Here is a 22,335-nt window from a genome sequence, read left to right on the forward strand (position 1 = left end):
CGTTGAGGGATCCTTAACATGGATCAACCCGGGCCGCCAATGCGGCGGCCACCTGGCGCATGACCGGGCCCCAGTCACCGCGCGTTTCCTGCCGATACAGCCGCGCGCTGGGGTACCAGTCGCTGTCCGCGCGCCCCAGGCCCCAACGCCAGTCGGGAGACCGGGGCAGGACGACCCAGACGGGACGCCCCAGGGCACCCGCCAGATGCACCGGCGCCGTGCAGGAACTGATCAGCAGATCGACATTCATCAGGATGGCGGCGGTATCGGCGAAGTCCCGGATATCCGGGGCCAGGTCGGTGAAGGCGGCGGGAAGGGGGCCGGCCGCCAGGTCGCGCCGCCCGTCCCCCATCTGTAAACTGAAGAAATGGACGCCCGGCACCTGAAGCACCGGCGCGAACGCCGGCAGGCGGGGTGAGCGCCAGCGGTCGCCGGTGAAGTTGGGATTGCCGGCCCAAACCAGCGCCACCTTGAGGCTCTGTTGCGTCGATGCTTGCCGGGTCGTGGCCGACGGGGCCATGGCCTGTGCCAATCGATCGCGCCACCGTGCCCTGCGCGGCTCGTCAACGTGAAGGTAGGGCACCTGGTTCGGAATGGGGCTGATGCCCGCCTTAAACAGGCCGGGCAGGCTCATGATCGGGCATTGCAGGTCGAAGGGGGGCAGCGGCCGGTCCGTGGGCGCCAGTTCCAACCGGCCGGGCCGCACCAGATCCTGCATCAGGTCGACCAGCTCCGGCGGCGTTTCCAGCAGCACGCGCCCCCCCATCGCCGCCACCGCCGGCAGATACCGCGCGACCATCAGCACGTCACCCAGGCCTTGTTCGACATGCACCAGCAATGTGCGGCCGGGGAACGGCGCGCCGTCCCAGGCGGGACGGTCGAAGGTGCGCAAGGGGTTGGTGCGGCTGTGGCGTCGCCATTCGTAGAGCGGCCAGCCCTTGGCGTAGCGTCCCAGCAGCAGCGACACCAGCGCCAGGTTCCAATTCGCCTCGACCCCGCTGGGGTGGATCTCCAGCGCCCTTTCCGCCGCCGCCGCCGCTTCCTCGAACCGCCCCAGTTCATAGAGGACGGCGCCCAGGGCGGTCCAGGCGCGATGGAAGGAGGGATCCAGGGCCAGCGCCCGGCGATAGGCGTCGGCCGCCCCTTCCAGATCATCCACCGCATGCCGGCCCATGCCGACGTTCAGCCAACCGCCCACGAACGCCGGGTTCAGCCGCACGGCCTCCTGATAGGCGGCCAGGGCCTCGGCCGGTTGGTTCAATTCCGCCAGGACCGTCCCCAGGTTGGTGTGCAATTCCGGCACCTTGGGGAACAGCGCCAGCGCTTGGCGATAGCGGGCGGCGGCATCGTCCAGCCGCTTCGCGGCCTTCAGCGCGGCGCCCAGGTTGGACAGGGCCTCGCCGTAGCGCGGGTTGGCGGCGACGGCGGACTCCAAAGCGGCGATCGCCTCCTCCCGCCGCCCGGCCGCCAGCAAACCGGTGCCCAGGCTGTTCCACAGCGTCGGCTTGGGCGACAGGCCGGCGGTCCGCAGTACGGCCACGGCCTGCTCCTCCTGGGACAGGGCCGCGGCCGCGTCTCCGCGCGCTTGAAGGGCTTTGGCCCGCTCTTCCAGCATTTCCGCGAGGGCGGCCGCGGCCTCGCCCTGTCGGGGTTCCGCCGCCAGCACCTCGCGATACAAGGTTTCGGCGGTGGCCAGCCCGCCCATGGCCCGGTGCGTGGCGGCGAGGAGGACGGTGATGACCGCCGCTTCTGGCGCCAGGTAACGCGCCCGTTCCAGGCGGGGCAGCGCCGCGGCATGGTCGCCACGCAGGTGGGCCGCCGCCCCCCACAGGTACAGCGCCTGCACGTGGTTGGGCGCCATGGCCACGACCCGGCCGTACAGCGCCTCCGCCTCCGCCAGCCGGCCGGCATCGTGATGGTCCAGCGCCAGCTTCAGCGTGTCTTCAACGGTAGCCATGGTGATCGTGCCATCCCGGCGCTGCGCATGCGTCGGTCGCAGCATGGCCGCCCGGGCCCCGCCGTTTCAAAAGAAATCGCGCGGGAAGGACCCGAGGATGCGCAGGGGCGCTGGGATGGAAGGGCCTATGGAAAGACGCGCTCAGGCCATCACATTGACGGCGGCCGCACCTAACGTGACGGCGGCGACGGTGGCACTGATCAGGGCGCTGCCTGACCCGCCCGTGCTTCCGCTGGACAGCGCCGCGCCCGTCCCGCCACCTGACGAACCAGTGCCGCCGCTGGCTGGCGCCGCCGCCGTCCCGGTTCCCGACTGGTCGTTGGAAGGTGCATCCACCTCAGCCGCCAGCCGGGAGTTGCCGCCCTGGTAGCGCGCCGCGCCGGTGGCCCGCAGGCGGTACTGTTCCACCACCTGCCGTGAGGGGATCTGGTAATCCACGGCGCCCGTGACGCTATCGCGGAACTGGGTGATGGCGATGGCCGCCTGACTGTCGTAGGTCACGACAGGGCTGATGTAAGCGGGGGCCGAGAGCCGGGGGCCAGCCTCCCCGCCCGAGGCCGCTCCAGCCGCCGTTCCGGTATCCGCCTTGGCTCCGCTTGTCTCGGCCGTGGCGTCGTTGGCGGCATACGCCAGGGTTCCCACGGTCCCGCTGGGGACCTGGGCATAAGCAGAGCCAGTGCTCAACACGCCATCCAGTGCCATGGACTCGGGTCCTTGGTTAGGAGACAATCCGAAATATTCGCCACATCCCCGCAAAGGGGACATGGGTAGGCCAGGAAGACATCGGTTCAGTCCCCTTATTCCACCCTTGGTGCCGACGGCCTTTCCGGAAATGAAGTCCTAGGGAAAGAGCGATGGCGAGGGGGCCGGGGGTGGCGGATTCACGCCACAATTAAATTTTCAACAACAACTTTAACAAAATTGACGCCGGTGCACAAATTTTTTCCGCAACTCTACCGTTAGTGCAGGACGATGCCCGGCACGGGTGCCACCCATGATTGTGGCGGCCGCGTGAAGGAGAACCTGGCCTTCGTATAAAATTGAATTTTATCAGGTGCTTGGCGGAATAGCCAAATCAGCGGCGACTTGTTGGATGGTCGGGCCCCAATCACCCCAAACCCTTTGGCGGTAGAGGCGCAGGGTCGGATACCAGGGGCTGTCGGTCCGGTCGCGCAGCCAGCGCCAGCAACCATCGACGCGGGACAGCACCCATACGGGCCGGCCCAGCGCCCCTGCCAGGTGGGCCACCGCCGTGTCCACCGTGATCACCAGATCCAGGCAGGACAGCAGGGCGGCGGTGTCGGCGAAGTCGCCCAACGCCGCCGTCCAGTCCAGCAGGGGGAAGGGGGCGCCCCCCACCTGTGCCGCCGCCTGGCCTTTCTGCAGGCTGACGAAGCGGACGTCGGGGATGGCGGCCAGCGGAGCCAAGGTCGCCAGCGCCAGGCTGCGCCGCCGGTCGATCAGGGCGGATACCGGGTCGTCCGGCCGGGGATCGCCGGACCAAACCAAGCCGACGGTTCGCGTGCCGCCGGGGACCGCCCGCGCCAGCCGGTCGCGCCACGCGTCCGCTGGTGGCGGCGCGAGATAGGGGCAGTGGGCGGGAATGGTTTCCAGCGTGGTGCCCAGGCGATACGGCAGGCTCATGAGCGAGACGCGGGCGTCCCAGTCGGTGGCGCTGACCGCCGCACCGGGCGGCAGCACCGTCACGCCGGGCAGGCTGATCGCCATCAGCCGGGCCAGCGCCGGTTGCACGCTCAGGCCGATCTGAACCAGACCCAGGGAATGCGCCGCCGCCTGGAGCACGGGGGCGTACCGGACGAACTGCAGCGTGTCGCCGTGGCCCTGTTCCGCGTGCAGCAGAAGGCGGATCGGCCCCGTCGCCCCGCCGGGTCCCCGCCATTCCGGGATGGCGGCCAGGGCCGGGTCCAGCGGCGGCATTTGGCCAGTGCGGTGGCGCCACTCATAGTCCTGCCAGCCGGTGGCGAAATCCCCCGCCAGCAGGCGGGCCAATGATCGCTGCCAGCGCACCGCGGCGTCATCCGGCGCCAGGGCCAGCGCCTGGGCGTAGCGCGCCTCCGCGCCGGTGTCATCCCCTTTGTCCTTCAGCACAGTGGCCAGGTTGGTCAGTGGCCGGTGGTCATCCGGGGCGGCATTGGCGGCACGGGTCAACACTTCCGCCGCGTCGGCCAACCGGCCCTGGGCATGCAGCAGCACCCCGCGATGGTTCAGCGTTTCCGCCCGGCCGGGCTCCAGGGCCTCGGCCCGCTCCAACACTGCCGCCGCTTCGTCGAAACGACCCAGGCGGGTTTCCAGGAAGCCGAGGTTGATCAGGATCTCGGCCGTCTCCTCCACAGGGCCGGGCAGGGGCAGGGCCCGGCGCAGGGCATCGGCCGCCGGCTCGGCCTGGTTCATCGCCATCAGCGCCACGCCCAACCGGGCCCAGCCATCGCGGCGGGCGGGGTCCCGGTCGACCGCCCGGCGGGCCAGGTCCGCTGCCGCTTCCGGCCGGTCGCCGTCGAGATGGTTGACAGCCTGGTTCAGCCAGAGGCTCACCAGGTTGCGGGCCGCTCCGGCGTGGTCGGGCCGCCGCCTTAGAACCTCGGTAAAGGCTGCCTCCGCCTCGTCCGGCAGGCCGGCCTTGATCAGCATCACCGCCAGGTCGTCCAGGGTGTCCACGTCCTGGGGCGCCAGGGCCGCCGCCGCCCGCAGCGCCGACAGCGCTGCCGGCATGTCTCCGGTGACGGCCAGGGCCCGGCCGCGCCGCCGGTGCCAACCGGCGGCCTGGGCGGCCGCTGGCGCCAAGGCCAGGGCCCGGCCCAGGCATTCCGCTTCCAAGGCCGGGCGCCCCAGCGCGGCGGCGGCATCGGCCTCGGTGGCATGAAAGCTGGCGGCGCCGGGATTGGCCCGCGTGGCCTGCCCGGCCAGGTCCAGCGCCTCGTCCCCCCGACCCGTCTGCAGGCAGAGCAGCGCCAGCAGGTTCAGGGCGTCCCCCTCCGCCGGGGCCACCTCCAGGATGCGGCGATAGATCACCTCGGCGTGGCCCAAGGCGCCCTCGCGGTGGTGACGCAGGGCCTCGTTCAGGGCTTCGGCGATGGTGGCCATGGGGGACTTTCTTAAAAGGCTACCCGGTCCGGTGGGGGCGGGGCCGGGTCAGCCCCGCGCCACGGCGCGGTCGGAGACGAAGGGATTGGTGCGCCGTTCCTGCCCGAAGGTCGATGGCTCGCCATGTCCGGGCAGGAAGGTGATGTCGTCGCCCAGGGGGAACAGCTTTTCCCGGATGGAGCGGATCAGGGCCGCATGGTCGCCCCGGGGGAAGTCGGTGCGGCCGATGGAGCCCTGGAAGATGACGTCGCCCACGATGGCCAGGCGCGACGGCTGATGAATGAAGACGACATGGCCGGGGGTGTGGCCGGGGCAATGCAGCACATCCAGGATCACGTCGCCCACGGCCACGGTGTCACCGTCGCCCAGCCAGCGGGTGGGGGTGAAGGGCTTGGCATGCAGCATGCCGTACTTGGCCCCATCCTCCGGCAGGCGGTCGATCCAGAACTTGTCCTCTTGCTGCGGTCCATCGACCGGCACGCCGGTCTCGGTCATCAGGTCGGCCACGGCGGCGGCATGGTCGACATGGCCGTGCGTCACCAGGATGCGTTCCAGCGTCAGTCCCTGACGCGCCAGGAACTCCTCGATCTGGGTGACGCCGTCGCCGGGGTCGACCACGGCGGCCCGCTTGGTGGCGGTACACCATAGGATGGAGCAGTTCTGCTGGAAGGGCGTCACCGGCAGGATGGCGACCTTCAGCGGCGGCATGCCCGGTGCTGACGGCCCCGGGGCGGTCGACGCGGGGGAACGGTCTGGTCCGGCATGACTGGCCTCGACAGTGGCGTGGGTGATGGTTCGTCATACCCCGACCGCCGGCGTCCGGTCCAGGTCCAGGCAGCGCGCCCCCAGGACGCCCCGGCGGGCCCAGGTGGACCGGGAGCATGGTGAAAGCAATGATAAGACTGAGAAATACAACACAGGGCACTGCCCTCCGGATATTCCGGCGGATGATGACAAATAATTTAGGGGAGTTTGCAAAAATAGGTCGTGACACGCCGGAATTATGGTTGCCCCTGGTGCGCTCAAGTGCCGTTGTGTCGGGAGTGAAAATTAAACCAAGATTCCCCACTACCCCGTTGGGGTTAGCCCTTTTTGACGTACGCCATCTGACCTATGTCTGTGCCGCTGGTAGCGAATCCTTAAGCACTTCCGCCCAGACTTCGACCCAAGGGCACAGGGAGTGGGGTTATGGATATTGCCACGATGCGGGCCGGGGTCGCCTTGGGCGGCGACGCCATCCGGATTATCGGGTCCTGGCCCGCGCTGCTGACCATAACCCTGGCCATCGCCGTGGCCCTGCGCGGCCTGGTGCGCCGCCGTGCATTGATCCGCACCCGCCGTGCCGCCCCCCTTATTCCAGAGGTGATGGGGAGAGGGGGGTGGACGGTCCGCGTCTGGAAAGCCAGCCGCCGCGGGACATAACCGTTGACGCCCTTGCCCTGCTGGACAAGGCCCAGTCGCAGATGATCCATCGCCTGCGCGCCGCCAGTGCCTTGCGCGACAATGAAACGGCCGCCCATACCGACAGGGTGGGCCAGATGGCCCGCCATCTGGCGCTGCTGGCGGGGTGCGAGGCGGATTTCGCGGCGCAACTGGCGCTGGCGGCGCCCCTGCATGACGTGGGCAAGATCGGCATCCCAGACGCCATCCTGTTGAAGCCCGGCCCGCTGGACCCGGCGGAATGGGATGTGATGAAGACCCACACCACCATCGGCGCCGACATCCTGATGGGCAGCGGCCTGCCGCTGCTCGACCTGGCGGCGGAGGTGGCGCTGTGCCATCACGAGCGCTGGAATGGCCAGGGATATCCCCGGGCCTTGAAAGAGACGGCCATCCCTTTGTCTGGGCGTATCGTGGCCCTGGTGGACGTGTTTGACGCCCTGATGTCGGCCCGTCCCTACAAGGCGCCCTGGCCCCTGTCACGCTCCCTCGCCTACATCGCGGCCGAGGCCGGTGTTCATTTCGATCCCAGCCTGGTGCGGTTGTTCATGAACCATATCCAGGACTTCATCGCCATTCGGGAACGCGACCGTGACGAAGGCGCCCGGGGGAGGCGGCCTTGGCGCAGGATCGCGAAGAGGCGGCTGCCGGCCAGGTGATCCCGTTGCCGCGGCGTTAGAGCGGAACGCGATCAGGTGTAGTCACCTGATCGTGTAAATCCGCTCTATCATGAACAGGTTAAGAGCGAGATGCGATCAGACATGATCGTATCTCGCTCTAAGGGGCCGTCTCGTTCCCCGACCGTCCTTCCGCTTTCCCGCATGGCTGATCTGCCCGCTGTTTCCCAGTGCCGTTGGCGCCAGGGGCGCCTGCGACCAATTGTCTGAAACGGCGGATGCAAGCGCTTTCAAGGAACCGGGCGGCTCCGCTGCGCCAGATGGGAAAACTCGCCGACGCGCACGCCCCCTGCGCGGGCTGAAACCCGCGCAATTCCTGGCCTGCCGGGTCGTTGCCCGCTTGCGGCCCCTCAGGTGGCGGAGTGGGCGCCCTGGCCCAATGTCGGGCCGCCCCGTGCCCATCGGCGTTCGGCCGCGGCACCCATCGTTCCGCCAGGAAACGACAAAACCGGCATATTAATCGTCCCTGCAAGCGACAGCTTTCCGCGCGTCGTCCGTATAACGACAAAAGCGCACCTAATTCCTGTCGCCCCGAGGAAGAGTTGGCTGAAGTGCCAAGGGGTGGCGCCCCTGTCCGGGCAAATTTGGACGGGACGCTGGAGTTGGTTGCGACATTGCATCGGTGTGTTGGGCCCGAGCGATAGTGAATGCCATTTCTGCAATGGCCTAAGTTGATTTCGCAACTATCGGCGGTTCCCTTCCCGCCGACAGCGCGCGGAACCAGCGGGCGGGTGCGGATTGGCGGTGTCGGGCGGCTTCGTCCCCAGGCCTTTGGGCGCGCCCTGTCCAGGACGCGCATCCAAGGGTGCAGGGGCCGGCCAAGCAAGTGGGTTTGCAGATATGAAGATCAAAAGCGTCATCGTCATTGAAGTGGAAGCCGAGGACTTCGTGGCGGCCGGTGATCACCAGGCGAACATCCGTCGTCTCTTTGAGCCGATCATGACCACGTATCCTCAGGCCAACCTCACGTTTTCTCAGGTGAAGCAGCGCGCGGCGTCCCAGGTGCGGCCGTCCCTGCGCCTGGCCTCCAACACGGGGAACATGCATCACTATGACAGCTAATCAGAACGACGGCCGCCACCGGCAGCGCAGCGCGCCCCTGGCGACCTTGGAAGCCATGCGCGCGGTGGATGAGCAGTTCTCGCTGCAGGAGGCCTGCGGCTTCCTGTACATCTGTGAGAACGAGGGCATCAGCCTGCGGGAACTGGGCCTGCTGCTGCGGGCGCAGCCGCACACCGTCTCCCGCATCGTGGCCCGCCTCTCCACGGGGTTCGGCAACCGCGCCTCGGACCTGGTGGAGGCGCGCACCCTGCACCATGACAACCGGGTGCGGACCCTGCACCTGACGGAACGGGGCCGGACGCTGTGCCGGACGCTGAACAGCATCGTCCTCCAGGCGGTTCCCATCATCGATGATGGCGACGACGTCCCGTCCGCCAGCCGGTCACCGGCCAGCACCTCCTGGGCGTCCGCCACGGCCTGAGCCTGAGCCGCGGTCCCCGGCGGCGGTTGGCCGCCGGGGCGCGTCTTCCCGGAGTCTATGACGCGGGTCAGTCGGCGACCTTCAGCACCAGCTTGCCGAAGTTCTCCCCGCTGAAAAGTTTCAGCAGGGTGGCCGGGAAGGCATCCACGCCGCCCGCCGCGATATCCTCGCGGCTGACCAGCCGGCCTTCCTTGATCCATGCGCCGATGTCGGCCACCGCCAAGGGATAGCGATCGGCATAATCGAGCACCACCATGCCCTCCATCCGGGCGCGGTTGACCAGCAGCGACAGATAGTTCGCCGGCCCCTTCACCGCCGTGGTGTTGTTGTATTGCGAAATGGCGCCGCACACGACGATGCGGGCCTTGCGCGCCAGCTGCGCCAGCACCGCCTCCAGGATGTCGCCGCCAACATTGTCGAAATAGACGTCCACGCCGTTGGGGCAGTGGGTGCGCAAATCCTGGCGGATGTCGCCGGTCTTGTAGTCGATGGCGGCGTCGTAGCCCAACGTCTCCACGGCGTAGCGGCATTTCTCCGGGCCGCCGGCGATGGCGACGGTGCGGCATCCCTTGATCTTGGCGATCTGCCCCACCACCGCGCCCACGGCCCCCGTGGCGGCGGACACCACCACCGTGTCGCCCGGTTTGGGCTGGCCCACGTCCAGCAGGCCGAAATAGGCGGTCATGCCCGGCATGCCCAGGGCGCTCAGGTAGACGGGCGGGGGGGCCAGGGTGGAATCCACCTTGGTCAGGGCCTTGGCTGGCAGGGTCGCGTACTCCTGCACGCCCAGGGCGCCGCTGACGTGGTCGCCGACGGCGAAGCCGGGGGTGGCGCTGGCCACCACGCGGCCGATGCCGATGGCGCGCATGACCTCCCCCAGGCCCACGGGCGGGATGTAGGACTTGCCCTCGTTCATCCAGCCGCGCATGGCCGGATCCAGCGACAGGTAGAGGGTCTGCACCAGAACCTCGCCATCGGCCGGCGGGCGCGCCGGCTCTTCCGTGCGCTGCCAGTCGCCGTCCTTGGGCAGGCCGACGGGGCGGGCCGCCAGGCGGATCTGGTGATTGGTGGGCGTGCTCATGGGCGGATTTCTCCCGGTATCGAAGGGCCGGCGTGCCCCGGCCTTGGCTGACGCGGGATGCAGCCTACCGCCAAGTGGGCGGAACCGGTATATCGAAAATCATCGATACGACAGCGTCACCAACGGTGTCGCCCACCCCTGGGCCGGCGATCATGGCTGGCGCACATGAAAACGGCGGGCCCGGGGGCCCGCCGCTCCAACGCTTTTGCTTGCTGCCGCCGCCGATCAGAAGTCGGCGGTGACGCCCAGGAAGAAGGTCCGGCCCAGGGTGTCGTAGATGCCGGGGAAGGTGTTGCCGTTGCCGTAGTTCGACGTGCCCGAGACGCCATAGACATTGCTGTCCAGGATGGGCGGGTCCTTGTCGAACAGGTTGTTCACGCCAAAGCGGACCGTGTAGTGGTCGTACAGGGTGGCCGACATGGCGATGTCGAAGTAGCTGTAGGAATTGATGCGGCCGTCGGCCTTGTCATAGTCGCCGGACAGCAGGGCGTTGCTGGTGTTCTGGTCCAGCTTCACGCCACCGATGTACCGCCAGTTGCCCGACAGGTCGAAGTTCCACGGCGTCTGCCAGGTGACGCGCATGGTGTGGCGCCACATCGGGGTGGGCTGGCCGCAGGTCACGCCGAACAGGCCCTTGCAGTTGAAGGCGCTTTCACCCGGCTGCTGCTGCACCAGGTAGTTGGCCATCCAGGTGCCGTTGAAGTTGAACAGCACGGAACCACGGTCCTTCACGTTCAGGTCTTCCAGGTCCAGCAGGTAGTTCAGGCCGATGTCCACGCCCTGCTCGTTCAGGTAACCGGTGTTCATCTCGGTGTCGATGATGTAGCCGCCGGTCAGCGCCAGGCTGCCGTTGCTGGCGCGATGCACCAGCCCGCAGTAGTAGCTGTCGCCGGTGTTCAGGCACTGGTTCAGGATGGACGACACCGACAGGGTGCTGATCAGGTTGGTCACGCGGATGTCGAAATAATCGATGGTGGCCGAGAAGTTGTGCATGAAGGTCGGCGTGATGACGGTGCCGATGGTCCAGGTGTCGGCCGTCTCGGGCTTCAGCGCGGTGTTGCCGCCGGTCAGCACGTTGCACTGTGAGGAGGTGCATTCCGCGATGCTGCCGTACTGGGCGGCGGTGACGCCGCTGCGGGCGCACTGGGCCAGCGAGGCCGACGGGCTGGATCCCGAGCAGGGGTCGGAGGCGGAGGTCAGGCCGACGGTCTGGGTGGAGTAGAGTTCCAGGATGCTGGGCGCGCGGACGGCGCGGTTGAAGCCGCCGCGGAAGCTGACGTCGGACACGGGGGCGTAGGTCAGGCTGGTCTTCCAGCTATCCACGGCGCCGGACGAGCTATAGTCCGACCAACGGTAGCCGGCATCCATGACCAGGGACTTGGCCCATTCGCGGTCCTCGATCAGCGGCACGCGCAGTTCGCCGTACAGTTCCTTCACATCATAGGAACCGCTGGAGTTCTGGGTGGCGCCGCCGGAACCGGCCAGGTCGCCCGAGGAATTCTCCTCGTCCACCTTCAGGTTCAGGCCTTCCTTGCGGTATTCGGTGCCGAAGGCGATGGCGACAGGGTTCTTGGCGAAGGGGCTCTGCGCGCCGAATTGGCCGAAGTCGCCGGTGACGGAACCGCTGACCACGTCCTGGGTGACGTTGCCTTCCTTGAAAGAGGTGGTCTTGATGTAGTTCCAGGCGTCGCTGCTGATGCCGTTCAGCGAGAAGATGTTCAGCGGCACGCAGTTCAGGTCGGTGCCGTCGACGACCGACTGGCAGGTGGGCGTCCCGTTCACGTTCACCACGTTCAGGGCCTTCTGGACCTTGGAGATGGAAACGTCGTTCTCATAATGCTCGTTGTAGATCACCTCGGAGTGCTGGGCCGAAACGTCGTAGCTCCAGCCACCGCCCAGGTCGCCCTTGGTGCCGATGACATAGCGATAGTCGGTGTGGCGGATGTCGTCGTACCGCTCCTGCCCCGACCCGCCGAAGCGCAGGCCGATGGTACCCGACCAGTTGGTGCTGGTGCCGGCGTTGCTGCCGCACAGCGCCGTCGCTTCCGACGCCGACATCAGCGGATTGTCGCAGTTGATGTTGTACAGCGCCGAATTGAAGATGGCCGACGGGGCGATCTGGGCCCGGGTGTGGTCGGTCATGAACATGAAGTCGGTGTAGACGTCGAACGCCGGGCTGATCTCATAGTGCGCGAAGGCGCCGCCCGTGTACCGCTCGTCCTGGCGCTGCAGGTAGTTGTAGGGCCCGTAGTTGTAGGACAGGGCGTTGCTGTAGGGCACGAAGGTGGACGACCCGTCCGGGTTCAGCGACAGGCCGTTGCCCGACCCGTTGGTGCGGAAGCGGCCGTAGGTCGTGTTGCTGGAACCCTGGCAGACGTGGCTGTCGTTGTTGTCGCCCGCGACGGAAATGGAACAGGCGGACCAGTCGCGGCTGGACTGCTTCACCGGTTCCGTCCAGCGGTAGGTGGCGTAGGCCGTGACGTTGCCGCGGTTGTTGGGGGCGTTGGCGCCGATGATGAAGGAACTGTCGCGCACGAAGCCGTCGAACTGGCTGCCCGGCACGGCGACGCCGAAGTTCTTCAGCGCCGTCTGCGCTTCCTGGTTGTTGTTGTCGTGCTGGGCGGCCGACAGCTGGTAGTCGACCCTCACGCCCTCGAAATCGCGCTTCATCTTGAAGTTCACGACGCCGGCCACGGCGTCGGAGCCATAGACCGCGGAGGCGCCGCCCGTCACCACGTCCACGCTGTCCACCAGCGCGGCCGGGATGAAGTTGACGTCGACATAGGGGTAGCTGGGATCGCCGCCCACCATGCGCCGGCCGTCGATCAGCACCAGGGTGCGCGAGGCGCCCAGGTTGCGCAGGTTGATGGTGGCCGTGCCGCTGGCGCCGTTGGAAACGCCCTGCGTCTGGTCGGCGGTGACGCCGGGCAGACGGTTCAGCAGGGTTTCGATGTTGGTCGTGCCCTGCAGCTTCATTTCCGTGTCGGTGACCGTCGTCAGCGGGCTGTCGCTGGTAAGGTTCGCCGCCTGCTTGATGCGCGAGCCCGTGACCACGATCTCCTGCAACGTGTCGTCCGCATCGGCGGCGGCGGCGGAGCCCGCCACCATCGCCATCGCCGCCATGGCCATGGAACCGACCAGCATGGTCGACGTGAGCAACCGTCCCCGGTTTGTAATTTTCTTCACTTGTCTCATCTCCACCAAACTGCCTGAAACAGCGTCTTGACGGTCACGCCGGTAATGCCGCGCCGAAAACGGTACGGACCCGTCGGATCGCTTGGAGCAGAGTTTTTGAGGAGTGAAAAACGAGCGTCAACTAAAGGCGATAATATCGCCGCATATGATGAGTCAATGTCACGTTTCAGTGACACTTAATATTAATAACGCACCATGATTTTGGTAACTGCTTCGTAACCCCTCGCAGATATATTTGGACGTTGCGATCATTATTAGATGCAGTAACGTGCGCCTTCGTTGGCTAATTGCACAAACATGGTGCATTTGAGTGTGTTTCCAAACGGTTAGTATTCAGATCCCTAGCATTGCGGCCTGAGTTGTGCTGCCATGGCGCGGGAAAGAACGTTGATAACGGGGAGCAACGATGCAGCCTGATGTCCAAGCCCAGCGGTCGAATGCGGCCGCCATGGCGGCCATGAAATCAGGCAATTACGCGGAGGCGCACGCCATCCTGGAGGAGGCGCTGCGCCAACACCCCCGGGAACTGCCGCTGTGGCTGAACCTGGCGGCGGCCCGTCGCGCCATGGGCCGGCACGGGGATGCGTTGGCCGCGGTGGATCATGTGCTGGCGCTGGAACCCCGCCAATTCATGGCCCTGCTGATGCGGGCGTCGTTGTTGCAGGCGCTGGGCCGCAAGCGCGAGGCGGGCGAGGCCTATGGTGTGGCCGTCGCCATGGGCGAGGCGCAACAGAACCTGGACCCGCCGACTCAGCGGGCCCTGGACCAGGCGCGCAAGGCCCACGCCGCCCATGTCCAGGACATGGCCGATTTCCTGCGCCCGGTGGTGGACCAGGGGGCGGCGCGGGGCGGCAGCGCCGATGCCCGCCGCATGGGTTTCTTCGTTGACCAGGTGCTGGGGCGGCGCAAGGTCTACACCCAGCAGCCGACGCACTATCACTATCCCGACCTGCCCGCGATCGAGTTCTACGATCGCGAGGAGTGCCCCTGGCTGCCCACGCTGGAGGCCGCGACCGCCGATATCCAGGCGGAACTGGCGGCGGTGCTGGCGGAAGAGGCGCTGGCCGACGCCTTCGTGCCCTATATCGACTATCGCGACGGCCTGCCGCTGGACCAATGGGCGGAATTGAACCGCTCACCCCGGTGGAGCGCCTTTCACCTGCTGCAGCATGGCCTGCCGGTGCCCGGCAATGCCGACCGCTGTCCCAAGACCATGGCGGTGCTGGAGCAGATGCCGCAACCGCGCATGATCCGTCGGTCCCCGGCGGCCATGTTCTCCGTGCTGAAGCCGCGCACCCGCATCCCGCCGCACACCGGCGTGGCCAACACCCGGTTGGTGGTGCACCTGCCCCTGGTGGTGCCGCCGGGCTGCGGCTTCCGGGTGGGCAACCAGACCCGCGAATGGAAGGTGGGGGTGGGGTGGGCCTTCGACGACACCATCGAGCATGAGGCCTGGAACGATAGCGACCAGGTGCGCGTGGTCATGATCTTCGACATCTGGAGTCCCCGCCTTTCCCCGGCGGAGCGTGACTTCATCGCCCACGTCATGGCGGCGATGGATGATTTCCAGACGCAGCAGCCAGTGGCCGCCATGGGGGGCGCCGGGGGCTTCGGCGCCGCGCCGCTGACGCCATCCGTCCGGTCGGCGGGCGGGTTTTCCAGCCTGTAGGGCGGGCTCTAGCGGGCGACTGTCTCGGGGGCGTAGGCCCGCAGGAACACGTCAACGGCCGCGTCGGCCGCCGCGTCGATGGCCGCGCCCTCCGGCTCTTCCCTGGCGCCCAGCAGGAACGGCTCGACATGTTCGGCCTCCAGCAGGCCGCGGAAATGGGCCGCAGCCCGGCTGGCGTCGGCGGTCCGCAACCGTCCCCGTTCCATCAGGCCGGTGAGATAGGTGGCGAACTGCGACCAGCCCACCTTGGGGCCGTTTTCGTAGAGCAGGCGCCCGACGTTGGACCGCGCCGCCTCCGCCACCGCGATGCGGCGGGTGGATATCGCCCAGGGTGACAGGATGAAGCGCAAATAGATGCGGCCGAAGCGGCTCAAGGTTTCGCGGGGGTCGCGGTCGGGGTTCAGCGCCTCGAACGAGCCTTGCTTCATCTCGCCGGCGGCATGGGCCATGACCGCGACGAACAGTTCTTCTTTGGAATGGAAGTAGCTGTACAGCGTGGCCTTCGATCCCCCGACGCGGGCGGCGAGGCCCGACATGGACGCGGCGGCGAAGCCCACTTCCTGGAACAGGGCGCTGGCCGCATCCAAGATGGCCTGACGGCGGGCTTCGGTCTTCACCTTCATAATGCGCACTTCCTCAAGGCTCTGCCGGCCCTTCTCGCCCGCAGCTCCGGTCATTGGGGCCGACCATGCCTGGGGGACGCGTGGGCGGCAAGACGGAATCGCTCATAACTGAACCGTACGGTATGTTTATGGCTTGACGGGCTGTGGGCGCAAGTATAAACCGTACCGTACGGTTCATTTATGCCGACAAGGTTCCTCATGTCCGCCCCTGCTTTTCCCCTCGCCCATCCGCTGCGGCGGCTGGGCGCCCGACTGTTGGTGTCCACCGCCCTGCTGGTCCCGGCCGCGTGCGCCTGGGTGCCCGATGTCGGGCCCGCGCCGGTGCCGCGCGACGCCGCCAGCTACGCCACGCAAGCCAGCTTCGCCCCGTCCGCGTCGCAAACCACCGTCGCTTGGCCGCAGGACCGGTGGTGGACGGCCTATGGCGACGCCCAACTGAATGCTCTTATCGAAGAAGGCTTGGCCGGGGCGCCGGACTTGGCGGCCGCGGCGGCGCGCCTGCGCAAGGCGGAATCGTTGGCCGACCAGGCCGACTCCGCCCTGTTGCCGCACCTCACCGCCAATGCCCAGGTGACGGAGGACAAGCAAAGCTATCGCTACCTGTTCCCGCCGTCCTTCGTGCCCAAGGGGTATCACGAGGTTCCGCGCGGCACCCTCGACCTCAGCTACGACTTCGACTTCTGGGGGAAGAATCGGGCCAGCCTGGCCGCCGCCACCTCCGAGGCCGAAGAGGCGCGGGCGGAACTGGCGCAGGCCCGCCTGACCCTGTCGGCCAGCATCGCCGCCGCCTACGCCGACCTGGCCCAGCAGGTGGCCGACCGCGACGCCGCCGCCGAGGCGGTGGACGTGCGGGCGCGCAGCGCCAACCTGACCCGCCAGCGCCGGGACAATGGCCTGGAAACCCTGGGCGCCGTCCGTCAAGCCGAGGCGCGCGAGGCCGCCGCCCGGGGGGATTCGGCGGCCGAGGATGAGGCCATCGCCCTGACCCGCAATCGGCTGGCCGCCCTGATCGGGGCGGGGCCCGACCGGGGGCTGGCCATCCAGCCGCCCGCCCAGGCCCGGCTCAAGGCCTTCGGCCTGCCGGCGACGCTGGCCGCCAACCTGCTGGGTCGCCGCCCCGACGTGGTGGCGGCCCGGCTCAAGGCGGAGGCGGCGGCCAAGCGGATCGACGTGGCCAAGGCCTCCTTCTATCCCAACGTGAACCTGTCCGCCTATTTCGGGCTCCAGACCCTGGGTCTGAACGCCTTGACCAAGTCCGGCGCCACCATTGGCAGCGTCGGCCCCGCCGTCAGCCTGCCCTTGTTCGATGGTGGTTCGCTGGCCGCCCAATACCGGGGGGCCCGGGCGGACTATGACGCCGCCGTCGCCGACTATGACAACACCGTCGCCAAGGCCCTGCAGGACGTGGCCGATGCCGCCGCCAGCACCCGCGCGCTGGAGGAACGGCTGGCCCATGCCCGCGACGCGCTGGCCGCGGCGGCCGATGCGTACCGCATCGCCACCGCCCGGTACGAGGGCAAGCTGTCCACCTACCTCGATGTGCTGACGGCGGAGGACACGCTGATCACCGATCGGCGCGCCCTGGCGGATTTGCAGGCCCGCGCCTTCACGCTGGACGTCTCCCTCGTCCGTGCGCTGGGCGGCGGGTATCAGTCCGCCAGTCCCGCTGCCCAAACCGCCGTCACCCAAACCGCCGCCGCCCGTTGACCTGACCGCTCGTCCCCAAGGATCGTTTCCATGTCCACACCTTCCCGCTCCCCCGTCGCCGGGGCGACCGAACCCTCCTCCGTCCATGTCCTGGCGCCGGCGCCGAAAGGCCCGTCGACCCGGGCCCGGCTGTTCGCCGGCTTGGGTGCCGTCATCGTGCTGGCGGGACTGGGGTATGGCGGCTACCGCCTGGTGATGGGCGGCCGCTATGTCTCCACCGACAACGCCTATGTCAACGCCGACGCGGCCCAGGTGACGTCGTCCGTCGACGGCACCGTCCGGGCCGTGCCGGTGGTGGATACCCAGGCGGTGAAAAAGGGCGACGTGCTGGTGGTCATCGACGACACCGACGCCCGCATCGCCCTGGCCCAGGCGCAGGCGCAGCTGGGTCAGGCGGAACGCCGGGTCCGGGGGTATTTCGCCAACGAAGGCGCGCTGGCGGCCCAGGTGGCGGCGCGCGAGGCCGATAGCGTTCGGGCCGAGGCGCAACTGACCTCCGCCCAGGCCGATTTCGACAAGGCCCGGATTGACCTGGAACGGCGCAAGGCGCTGGCCGCTTCCGGCGCGGTGTCGGGTGATGAGCTGACCAGCGCCCAGAACGCCTTCGCCACCGCCACCGCCAACCTGGCCGTGGCCAAGGCCACCCTGGCCCAGGCCGCCGCCAACCGCGCCGCCGCCCAGGGTTCGCAAAAGGTCAACACGGTGCTCATCGCCGAAAGCGACGTGGCCACCAATCCCGAGGTGATGGCCGCCCGCGCCAAGGTGGACCAGGCCCAGGTTGACCTGGGCCGCACGGTGGTGCGGGCGCCCTTCGACGGCGTCGTCGCCCGCCGCCAGGTGCAGGTCGGTCAGCGCATCAAGTCCGACAGTGTGCTGATGAGCGTGGTGCCCGTGGGCCAGGCCTACGTCGACGCCAATTTCAAGGAGGTGCAGCTGGCCCATGTGCGTCCCGGCCAGCCGGTGGAGCTGACGGCCGACCTCTACGGCGGCGATGTCACCTTCCATGGCCAGGTGGCCGGTTTGGCCGGCGGCACCGGCTCCGCCTTCGCCGTGATCCCGGCGCAGAACGCCACCGGCAACTGGATCAAGGTGGTGCAGCGCGTGCCGGTCCGCATCACGCTGGATCCCAACGAATTGGCCGTGCACCCCCTGCGCGTCGGCCTGTCCATGAACGTGACCATCGACACGGCCGGTGCCGACACCGCGTCGGCCACCGTCCCCAAGACGCACTGAGGGGCTTTCCCATGAGCGGCGCTGTTCCCGGGGGCGACGCCCCCAAGACCCTGGTCGGCGGGCAGCTGGCGGTGGCGGCGCTGCTGTTGGCCGCCGCCAACTTCCTGGTGGTGCTGGACACCACCATCGCCAACGTGTCGGTGCCCAACATCGCCGGCGGCTTGGCCGTGTCCTCCAGCCAGGGCACCTTCGTCATCACCTCCTATTCCGTGGCGGAGGCGGTGACCGTGCCGCTGACCGGCTGGCTGGCGGGGCGCTTCGGCACCGTGCGCACCTTCGTCATCGCCATGCTGGGCTTCGGCATCTGCTCCGCCCTCTGCGGCTTCGCCCAGTCGCTGGGCATGCTGGTCCTGTTCCGGGTGTTGCAGGGCCTGGCCGGCGGGCCGCTGATGCCCCTGTCGCAGACCCTGCTGCTGCGCGTGTTCCCCAAGGAGAAGGCGCCCGCCGCCATGGGCATCTGGGCCATGACCACCCTGGTGGCGCCCATCCTGGGGCCCATCCTGGGCGGCACGCTGTGCGATAACTGGGGCTGGCCCTTCATCTTTTACATCAACGTGCCCATCGCCCTGCTGTGCGCGGTCGCCTGCTGGGGCCTGCTGAAGGGATTCGAGACGGCGACGGTCCGCCCCCGCTTCGACCTTGTGGGTCTGGTCCTGTTGATCGTCTGGGTGGGTGCCTTGCAGATCATGCTGGACGAGGGCAAGGATCTGGACTGGTTCTCCTCCTCCACCATCGTGGTGCTGGCCATCGTCGCCGTCATTGGCCTGGCCGCCTTCCTCATCTGGGAACTGACCGAGGCGCATCCGGTGGTGGACCTGAAGGTCTTCCGCCATCGCGGCTTCGCCATGGCGGTGCTGACCATCAGCCTGGGCTTCGGCGCCTTCTTCGGGGCCACCGTCCTGACGCCGCTGTGGCTGCAAAGCAATATGGGCTACACCGCCACCTGGGCGGGCTATGCCACGGCGGCCACCGGGGTGCTGGCGGTCATGGCGGCCCCCATGGTGGCCAACATGTCGGCCAAGGTCGATCCCCGGCCCCTGGTTTTCTTCGGGCTGATGTGGCTGGCGGGCGTCACCCTGTACCGCAGCGGCTCGACCCCCGACATGACCTATGGACAGATTTCCCTGCCACTGCTCATGCAGGGGCTGGGCATGCCCTTCTTCTTCGTGCCCCTGACCGGGCTGGCGCTGGCCAGCGTGAATGTGGAGGAGACCGCGTCGGCCGCCGGCCTCATGAACTTCCTGCGGACCCTGTCCGGCGCCTTCGCCACCTCCCTGGTCAATACGCTGTGGGAGGATGGCGCCACCCGCAACCGGGCGGAACTGGTGGATCTGCTGCGCCCCGGCTTGATCGGGGACGGCCTGTCCATCCAGCAGTTGGACAACCTGGTCCAGGGCCAGGGGGTCATGCTGGCGACCAACCAGATTTTCCTGGGGGTCGCCGTCGCCTTCGCCCTGTCGGCCCTGGTGATCTGGCTGGCGCCCAAGCCGACCCGGGTGGCCGACACCACCGGGGTGCATTGATGGCCAAGGCCCCGCCCGGTTTGGCGCCGGGCGGGGCCTTGGAGGAATTTGGTGTTTCAGGGCTAGAAAGTATAAGACGCCTTCACGCCGAACTCGCTGCGGTCATTGTTGCGGATGATTTCGGTGAAGCCGGCGAAGGCGTCGTCCAGCCGGCCCACGTCATAGCGCTTGTTGAAGATGTTCTCGCCATACACGGCGGCCGTCCAGCGTCCGTGGGCCGGCGTGTAGGCGATGTTGAAGCCAACCAGGCTGCGGGACTTGATCAGGTTATAGGCGTCGTTGGCCGCCTGCCCGTATTCCTTGCCGCGGTAGGAATAGTCGATGCGGGCGTCGATGGTGCCGCTGTCCAGGAACAGGTGGTATTGCGGTGCCACCGACAGGGTCCATTGCGGCGTCAAGGCCGGGGTGAAGCCCACCTTGATGGCGGTGGCGTCCCCCGGAACCGCCGTGATGCGGGCGTCGATGAAGCCAACGGAGGTTTGGATATCGAAGGCCTTGCTCAGCTTCAGGGTCCCTTCCACCTCCACGCCCTTGGCCTCTGACTGGCCGGCGCTCTCGATGCGGGTGTTGAAGCCGCTGGCCGACGGTTGCGACACCTCCAGCGGCAGGTCGGTGTATTCGGTGTAGAAGCCTGAGACGTTCATTTGCAGCCGGTCGAAGAAGACGCCCTTGATGCCCGTCTCGTAATTGGTGGCGAAGGTGGGGTTGAAGGCGGTGAAGTAGCTGGGCCCGTTGAACGGCCGGGGCGGGAAGCCACCGCTTTGATAGCCGCGCGAAATGGTGGCGTAGGCGCTCAAGGATTTGCGGATATCGTAGGTCGCCGACACGTCCCAGGTGGTGGCGCTCCATGACTGGCTGCGGTAAACCCGCGACGGGTCGGTCCAACTGTCGAATTGGGCGCTGGCGTTCTTGTGGTCGTCGGAATAGCGGGCTCCGGCCGACAGTTTCAGGTCGTCCAGGATCTGATAGCCGGCATGGGCGTACACGGCGTAGCTGCTGGTCGTCTGCTTGATGTCGAAATAGCCGCTGGGGCTGATATAGACGGTGGGGCCGGAATTGGTGTTGCCCTGTTCGTCGCTGGCGTAGGCGCCGACCACGAAGTCCAGCTTGCCGTACTCGCCGTTCAACTGCGGTTCCACCGAATATTGCCGGGCGAAGCCGCGTTCCGGATAGGATTCCAGATCGAGGTAGGTCTGGTCGTCATCCAGGCCGCCCGTGTAATGGGTGTAGCGGAAGCCGCCCAGCACCTTGGCCGTCAGGTTCTCGTTCAGCTCCCAATTGGCGGTCAGCGAGGCGCCCCGGTTGCGGATGGTCTGCTTGAACAGCTCGGGGTGGTTGGAATTGCTGTCGTCCGGGTTGGCGGGCAGCAGGCGTTCGCTCAGGCCCAGCGTGCCGGTGAAGAAGGCGTTGGGGTTGTTCACCTCCATTGTCGTGGGCGTCTTGCCATAGATGCCGTTCATGGCGTCCAGCGTCAGCAGCAGGGAGAAGGTCTCCGACGCCTGCAGTTTCGCGGCGGCGCGGCCCGACACCTCGTTGATCTCGCCCACGTCCTCCGGCGCGTTCACCTTCAGGGCCCGGCCGATGCCGTCGCGGCGGTTGACGGCCGCGGTGAAGGACACCGCCAGCTTGTCGGTGATCCTGGTGTTGGTATAGACGTCGGCCGCCACCCGGGCGCGGCTCCCCACCTTCAGGTCCGCCTTCGTCACCTGTTCATCACCCGGCTGCGCGGTGATGACGTTGACGGCGCCGCCGATGGTGTTCTTGCCGTAGAGCGTGCCTTGGGGGCCGCGCAGCACCTCCACCCGCTCAATATTGGCGAGGGTGAGGTTGGATCCCATCTGCCGGCCCAGATAGACACCGTCGACATAGACGCCCACGCCGGGGTCGGTGGTGATGATGTGGTCCTGCAGGCCGATGCCGCGGATGAAAATGGCGGCGTGCGCCGGGTTGCCGACGCCGAAGCGGTTGATTTCCAGGTTGGGGACGTACTTGCCCACGTCCGCCAGGTTTTCCATGTTCCGCTGCTGCAAATCCTCGGCGGTGAAGGCGGAAATGGCGGTCGGCGTCTCGATGAGGTTTTCCGCCCGCTTGCGCGCCGTGACCACGATTTCCTGGAACGTCTCGTCCGCGTTTGTCGCCGTCTGCGCTTGGGCGCCGGTGGCCATGGCCAGCGCGGCACCGCCCGCCAGCAGGCATGTCAGATTGCGGCCGGTCTTTGTTGCAGGAGTGCCCGTTGAATGAACTGCCCTGTTCGACATTGTTGTCCCCGTCTTTCGTGATTGGATTTGACGAAAGCAGGCCCGATGGATTCCGCCCCTTTATTGTGGGGCCGATCCACCCGCAGGGCGTGACCGGCCGCAAACAGCATCGGCGCAGCCAGGGGTTGCGGCAATGGTTTTCTGACCAGACGGTCAGGTTTTGGCGTTGTGGGTAAGCCGGGGCGCCGTCTCGCGCATGTCAAGGCCGCCGCCCTCTGCGCGCGGGGTATGCCGGTCGGTGCGTGCCGTCCGGTCGAGAGGGCCGTGGAGCCGGCTTCGATGGTGCCGCGCTTTGCCCGAGTCGGCCGCGGCGTTGGCCATGAAAAAGGGCGGCTCCCTTGGCCGGGGCCGCCCTTGCTGGTCTGGATGATGCCGGGACGCCGGCGC

16 protein-coding genes are annotated in these 22,335 nt (G+C 67.6%); 8 read left to right on the forward strand and 8 right to left on the reverse strand.

Features of this window, described 5'->3' with window-relative positions; genetic code table 11:
• Positions 1-13: 13 nt before the first annotated feature.
• From ULB03_RS19220 to ULB03_RS19235, 4 genes are all read right to left on the reverse strand, one after another.
• The gene (locus tag ULB03_RS19220; protein ID WP_322484706.1) at positions 14-1,957 is read right to left on the reverse strand and encodes a tetratricopeptide repeat protein; all 1,944 of its coding nucleotides are present in this window, start codon (positions 1,955-1,957) and stop codon (positions 14-16) included.
• A 141-nt stretch (positions 1,958-2,098) separates the two neighbouring features.
• Positions 2,099-2,659, reverse strand: coding sequence for a hypothetical protein (locus tag ULB03_RS19225; RefSeq protein ID WP_322484707.1), 561 nt, complete (start codon positions 2,657-2,659; stop codon positions 2,099-2,101).
• A 348-nt stretch (positions 2,660-3,007) separates the two neighbouring features.
• The gene (locus tag ULB03_RS19230; RefSeq protein WP_322484708.1) at positions 3,008-5,059 is read right to left on the reverse strand and encodes a tetratricopeptide repeat protein; all 2,052 of its coding nucleotides are present in this window, start codon (positions 5,057-5,059) and stop codon (positions 3,008-3,010) included.
• 48 nt (positions 5,060-5,107) lie between these two features.
• Positions 5,108-5,767 carry an MBL fold metallo-hydrolase gene (locus ULB03_RS19235; protein WP_322484709.1) on the reverse strand — a complete coding sequence of 220 codons (660 nt, stop codon included), beginning with the start codon at positions 5,765-5,767 and terminating at the stop codon, positions 5,108-5,110.
• A gap of 480 nt (positions 5,768-6,247) precedes the next feature.
• Between ULB03_RS19235 and ULB03_RS19240 the strand changes: the two genes are divergently transcribed.
• The 4 genes from ULB03_RS19240 (at position 6,248) to ULB03_RS19255 (ending at position 8,659) form a co-directional block, all read left to right on the forward strand.
• The gene (locus ULB03_RS19240; RefSeq protein ID WP_322484710.1) at positions 6,248-6,481 is read left to right on the forward strand and encodes a hypothetical protein; all 234 of its coding nucleotides are present in this window, start codon (positions 6,248-6,250) and stop codon (positions 6,479-6,481) included.
• Positions 6,439-7,158: an HD-GYP domain-containing protein gene (locus tag ULB03_RS19245; RefSeq protein ID WP_322484711.1), complete on the forward strand. Its 720-nt coding sequence runs from the start codon at positions 6,439-6,441 to the stop codon at positions 7,156-7,158. Before ULB03_RS19240 ends, ULB03_RS19245 begins: the two co-directional genes overlap by 43 nt.
• An 858-nt stretch (positions 7,159-8,016) precedes the next feature.
• Positions 8,017-8,238, forward strand: a complete 222-nt coding sequence (locus ULB03_RS19250; RefSeq protein ID WP_145734723.1) for a hypothetical protein — start codon at positions 8,017-8,019, stop codon at positions 8,236-8,238.
• Positions 8,228-8,659, forward strand: a complete 432-nt coding sequence (locus tag ULB03_RS19255; RefSeq protein WP_322484712.1) for a MarR family winged helix-turn-helix transcriptional regulator — start codon at positions 8,228-8,230, stop codon at positions 8,657-8,659. The genes ULB03_RS19250 and ULB03_RS19255 overlap by 11 nt, the downstream gene beginning before the upstream one ends.
• Before the next feature lie 67 nt (positions 8,660-8,726).
• On the opposite strand, the gene ULB03_RS19260 is transcribed toward ULB03_RS19255, so the two are convergent.
• Both ULB03_RS19260 and ULB03_RS19265 read right to left on the reverse strand, forming a co-directional pair.
• A complete protein-coding gene (locus tag ULB03_RS19260) occupies positions 8,727-9,740 on the reverse strand; it encodes an NADP-dependent oxidoreductase (RefSeq protein ID WP_322484713.1) in 1,014 nt (337 codons plus the stop codon).
• A 225-nt stretch (positions 9,741-9,965) separates the two neighbouring features.
• The gene (locus tag ULB03_RS19265; protein WP_416211160.1) at positions 9,966-12,935 is read right to left on the reverse strand and encodes a TonB-dependent receptor domain-containing protein; all 2,970 of its coding nucleotides are present in this window, start codon (positions 12,933-12,935) and stop codon (positions 9,966-9,968) included.
• 406 nt (positions 12,936-13,341) lie between these two features.
• Here ULB03_RS19265 and ULB03_RS19270 point away from each other — a divergent pair, with 406 nt between their 5' ends.
• A complete protein-coding gene (locus ULB03_RS19270; protein WP_322484715.1) occupies positions 13,342-14,604 on the forward strand; it encodes an aspartyl/asparaginyl beta-hydroxylase domain-containing protein in 1,263 nt (420 codons plus the stop codon).
• A gap of 8 nt (positions 14,605-14,612) precedes the next feature.
• Here ULB03_RS19270 and ULB03_RS19275 read toward each other — a convergent pair whose 3' ends face one another.
• Positions 14,613-15,227 carry a TetR/AcrR family transcriptional regulator gene (locus tag ULB03_RS19275; RefSeq protein WP_322484716.1) on the reverse strand — a complete coding sequence of 205 codons (615 nt, stop codon included), beginning with the start codon at positions 15,225-15,227 and terminating at the stop codon, positions 14,613-14,615.
• Positions 15,228-15,425: 198 nt separating this feature from the next.
• On the opposite strand from ULB03_RS19275, the gene ULB03_RS19280 reads away from it, so the two are divergent.
• From ULB03_RS19280 to ULB03_RS19290, 3 genes are read left to right on the forward strand one after another with little or no spacing between them, the layout of a single operon-like run.
• Positions 15,426-16,934, forward strand: a complete 1,509-nt coding sequence (locus ULB03_RS19280) for an efflux transporter outer membrane subunit (RefSeq protein WP_322484717.1) — start codon at positions 15,426-15,428, stop codon at positions 16,932-16,934.
• A gap of 30 nt (positions 16,935-16,964) precedes the next feature.
• Positions 16,965-18,167 (forward strand): HlyD family secretion protein, encoded by a 1,203-nt coding sequence (locus ULB03_RS19285; RefSeq protein ID WP_322484718.1) that lies wholly within the window; start codon positions 16,965-16,967, stop codon positions 18,165-18,167.
• Positions 18,168-18,178: 11 nt separating this feature from the next.
• A complete protein-coding gene (locus tag ULB03_RS19290) occupies positions 18,179-19,690 on the forward strand; it encodes a DHA2 family efflux MFS transporter permease subunit (RefSeq protein WP_322484719.1) in 1,512 nt (503 codons plus the stop codon).
• Between the two features lie 62 nt (positions 19,691-19,752).
• Here ULB03_RS19290 and ULB03_RS19295 read toward each other — a convergent pair whose 3' ends face one another.
• Positions 19,753-21,855, reverse strand: coding sequence for a TonB-dependent receptor (locus ULB03_RS19295; RefSeq protein ID WP_322484720.1), 2,103 nt, complete (start codon positions 21,853-21,855; stop codon positions 19,753-19,755).
• Between the last annotated feature and the right edge of the window lie 480 nt (positions 21,856-22,335).

The organism is Nitrospirillum goiasense (genome assembly GCF_034427435.1).
Lineage (GTDB): Bacteria > Pseudomonadota > Alphaproteobacteria > Azospirillales > Azospirillaceae > Nitrospirillum.

Coding starts and splice junctions, on each gene's coding strand:
- ULB03_RS19220 (WP_322484706.1), bottom strand. CDS start 1,957: ATGGCTACCGTTGAAGACACGCTGAAGCTGGCGCTGGACCATCACGAT.
- ULB03_RS19225 (WP_322484707.1), bottom strand. CDS start 2,659: ATGGCACTGGATGGCGTGTTGAGCACTGGCTCTGCTTATGCCCAGGTC.
- ULB03_RS19230 (WP_322484708.1), bottom strand. CDS start 5,059: ATGGCCACCATCGCCGAAGCCCTGAACGAGGCCCTGCGTCACCACCGC.
- ULB03_RS19235 (WP_322484709.1), bottom strand. CDS start 5,767: ATGCCGCCGCTGAAGGTCGCCATCCTGCCGGTGACGCCCTTCCAGCAG.
- ULB03_RS19240 (WP_322484710.1), top strand. CDS start 6,248: ATGGATATTGCCACGATGCGGGCCGGGGTCGCCTTGGGCGGCGACGCC.
- ULB03_RS19250 (WP_145734723.1), top strand. CDS start 8,017: ATGAAGATCAAAAGCGTCATCGTCATTGAAGTGGAAGCCGAGGACTTC.
- ULB03_RS19255 (WP_322484712.1), top strand. CDS start 8,228: ATGACAGCTAATCAGAACGACGGCCGCCACCGGCAGCGCAGCGCGCCC.
- ULB03_RS19260 (WP_322484713.1), bottom strand. CDS start 9,740: ATGAGCACGCCCACCAATCACCAGATCCGCCTGGCGGCCCGCCCCGTC.
- ULB03_RS19265 (WP_416211160.1), bottom strand. CDS start 12,935: ATGAGACAAGTGAAGAAAATTACAAACCGGGGACGGTTGCTCACGTCG.
- ULB03_RS19270 (WP_322484715.1), top strand. CDS start 13,342: ATGCAGCCTGATGTCCAAGCCCAGCGGTCGAATGCGGCCGCCATGGCG.
- ULB03_RS19275 (WP_322484716.1), bottom strand. CDS start 15,227: ATGAAGGTGAAGACCGAAGCCCGCCGTCAGGCCATCTTGGATGCGGCC.
- ULB03_RS19280 (WP_322484717.1), top strand. CDS start 15,426: ATGTCCGCCCCTGCTTTTCCCCTCGCCCATCCGCTGCGGCGGCTGGGC.
- ULB03_RS19285 (WP_322484718.1), top strand. CDS start 16,965: ATGTCCACACCTTCCCGCTCCCCCGTCGCCGGGGCGACCGAACCCTCC.
- ULB03_RS19290 (WP_322484719.1), top strand. CDS start 18,179: ATGAGCGGCGCTGTTCCCGGGGGCGACGCCCCCAAGACCCTGGTCGGC.
- ULB03_RS19295 (WP_322484720.1), bottom strand. CDS start 21,855: ATGGCCACCGGCGCCCAAGCGCAGACGGCGACAAACGCGGACGAGACG.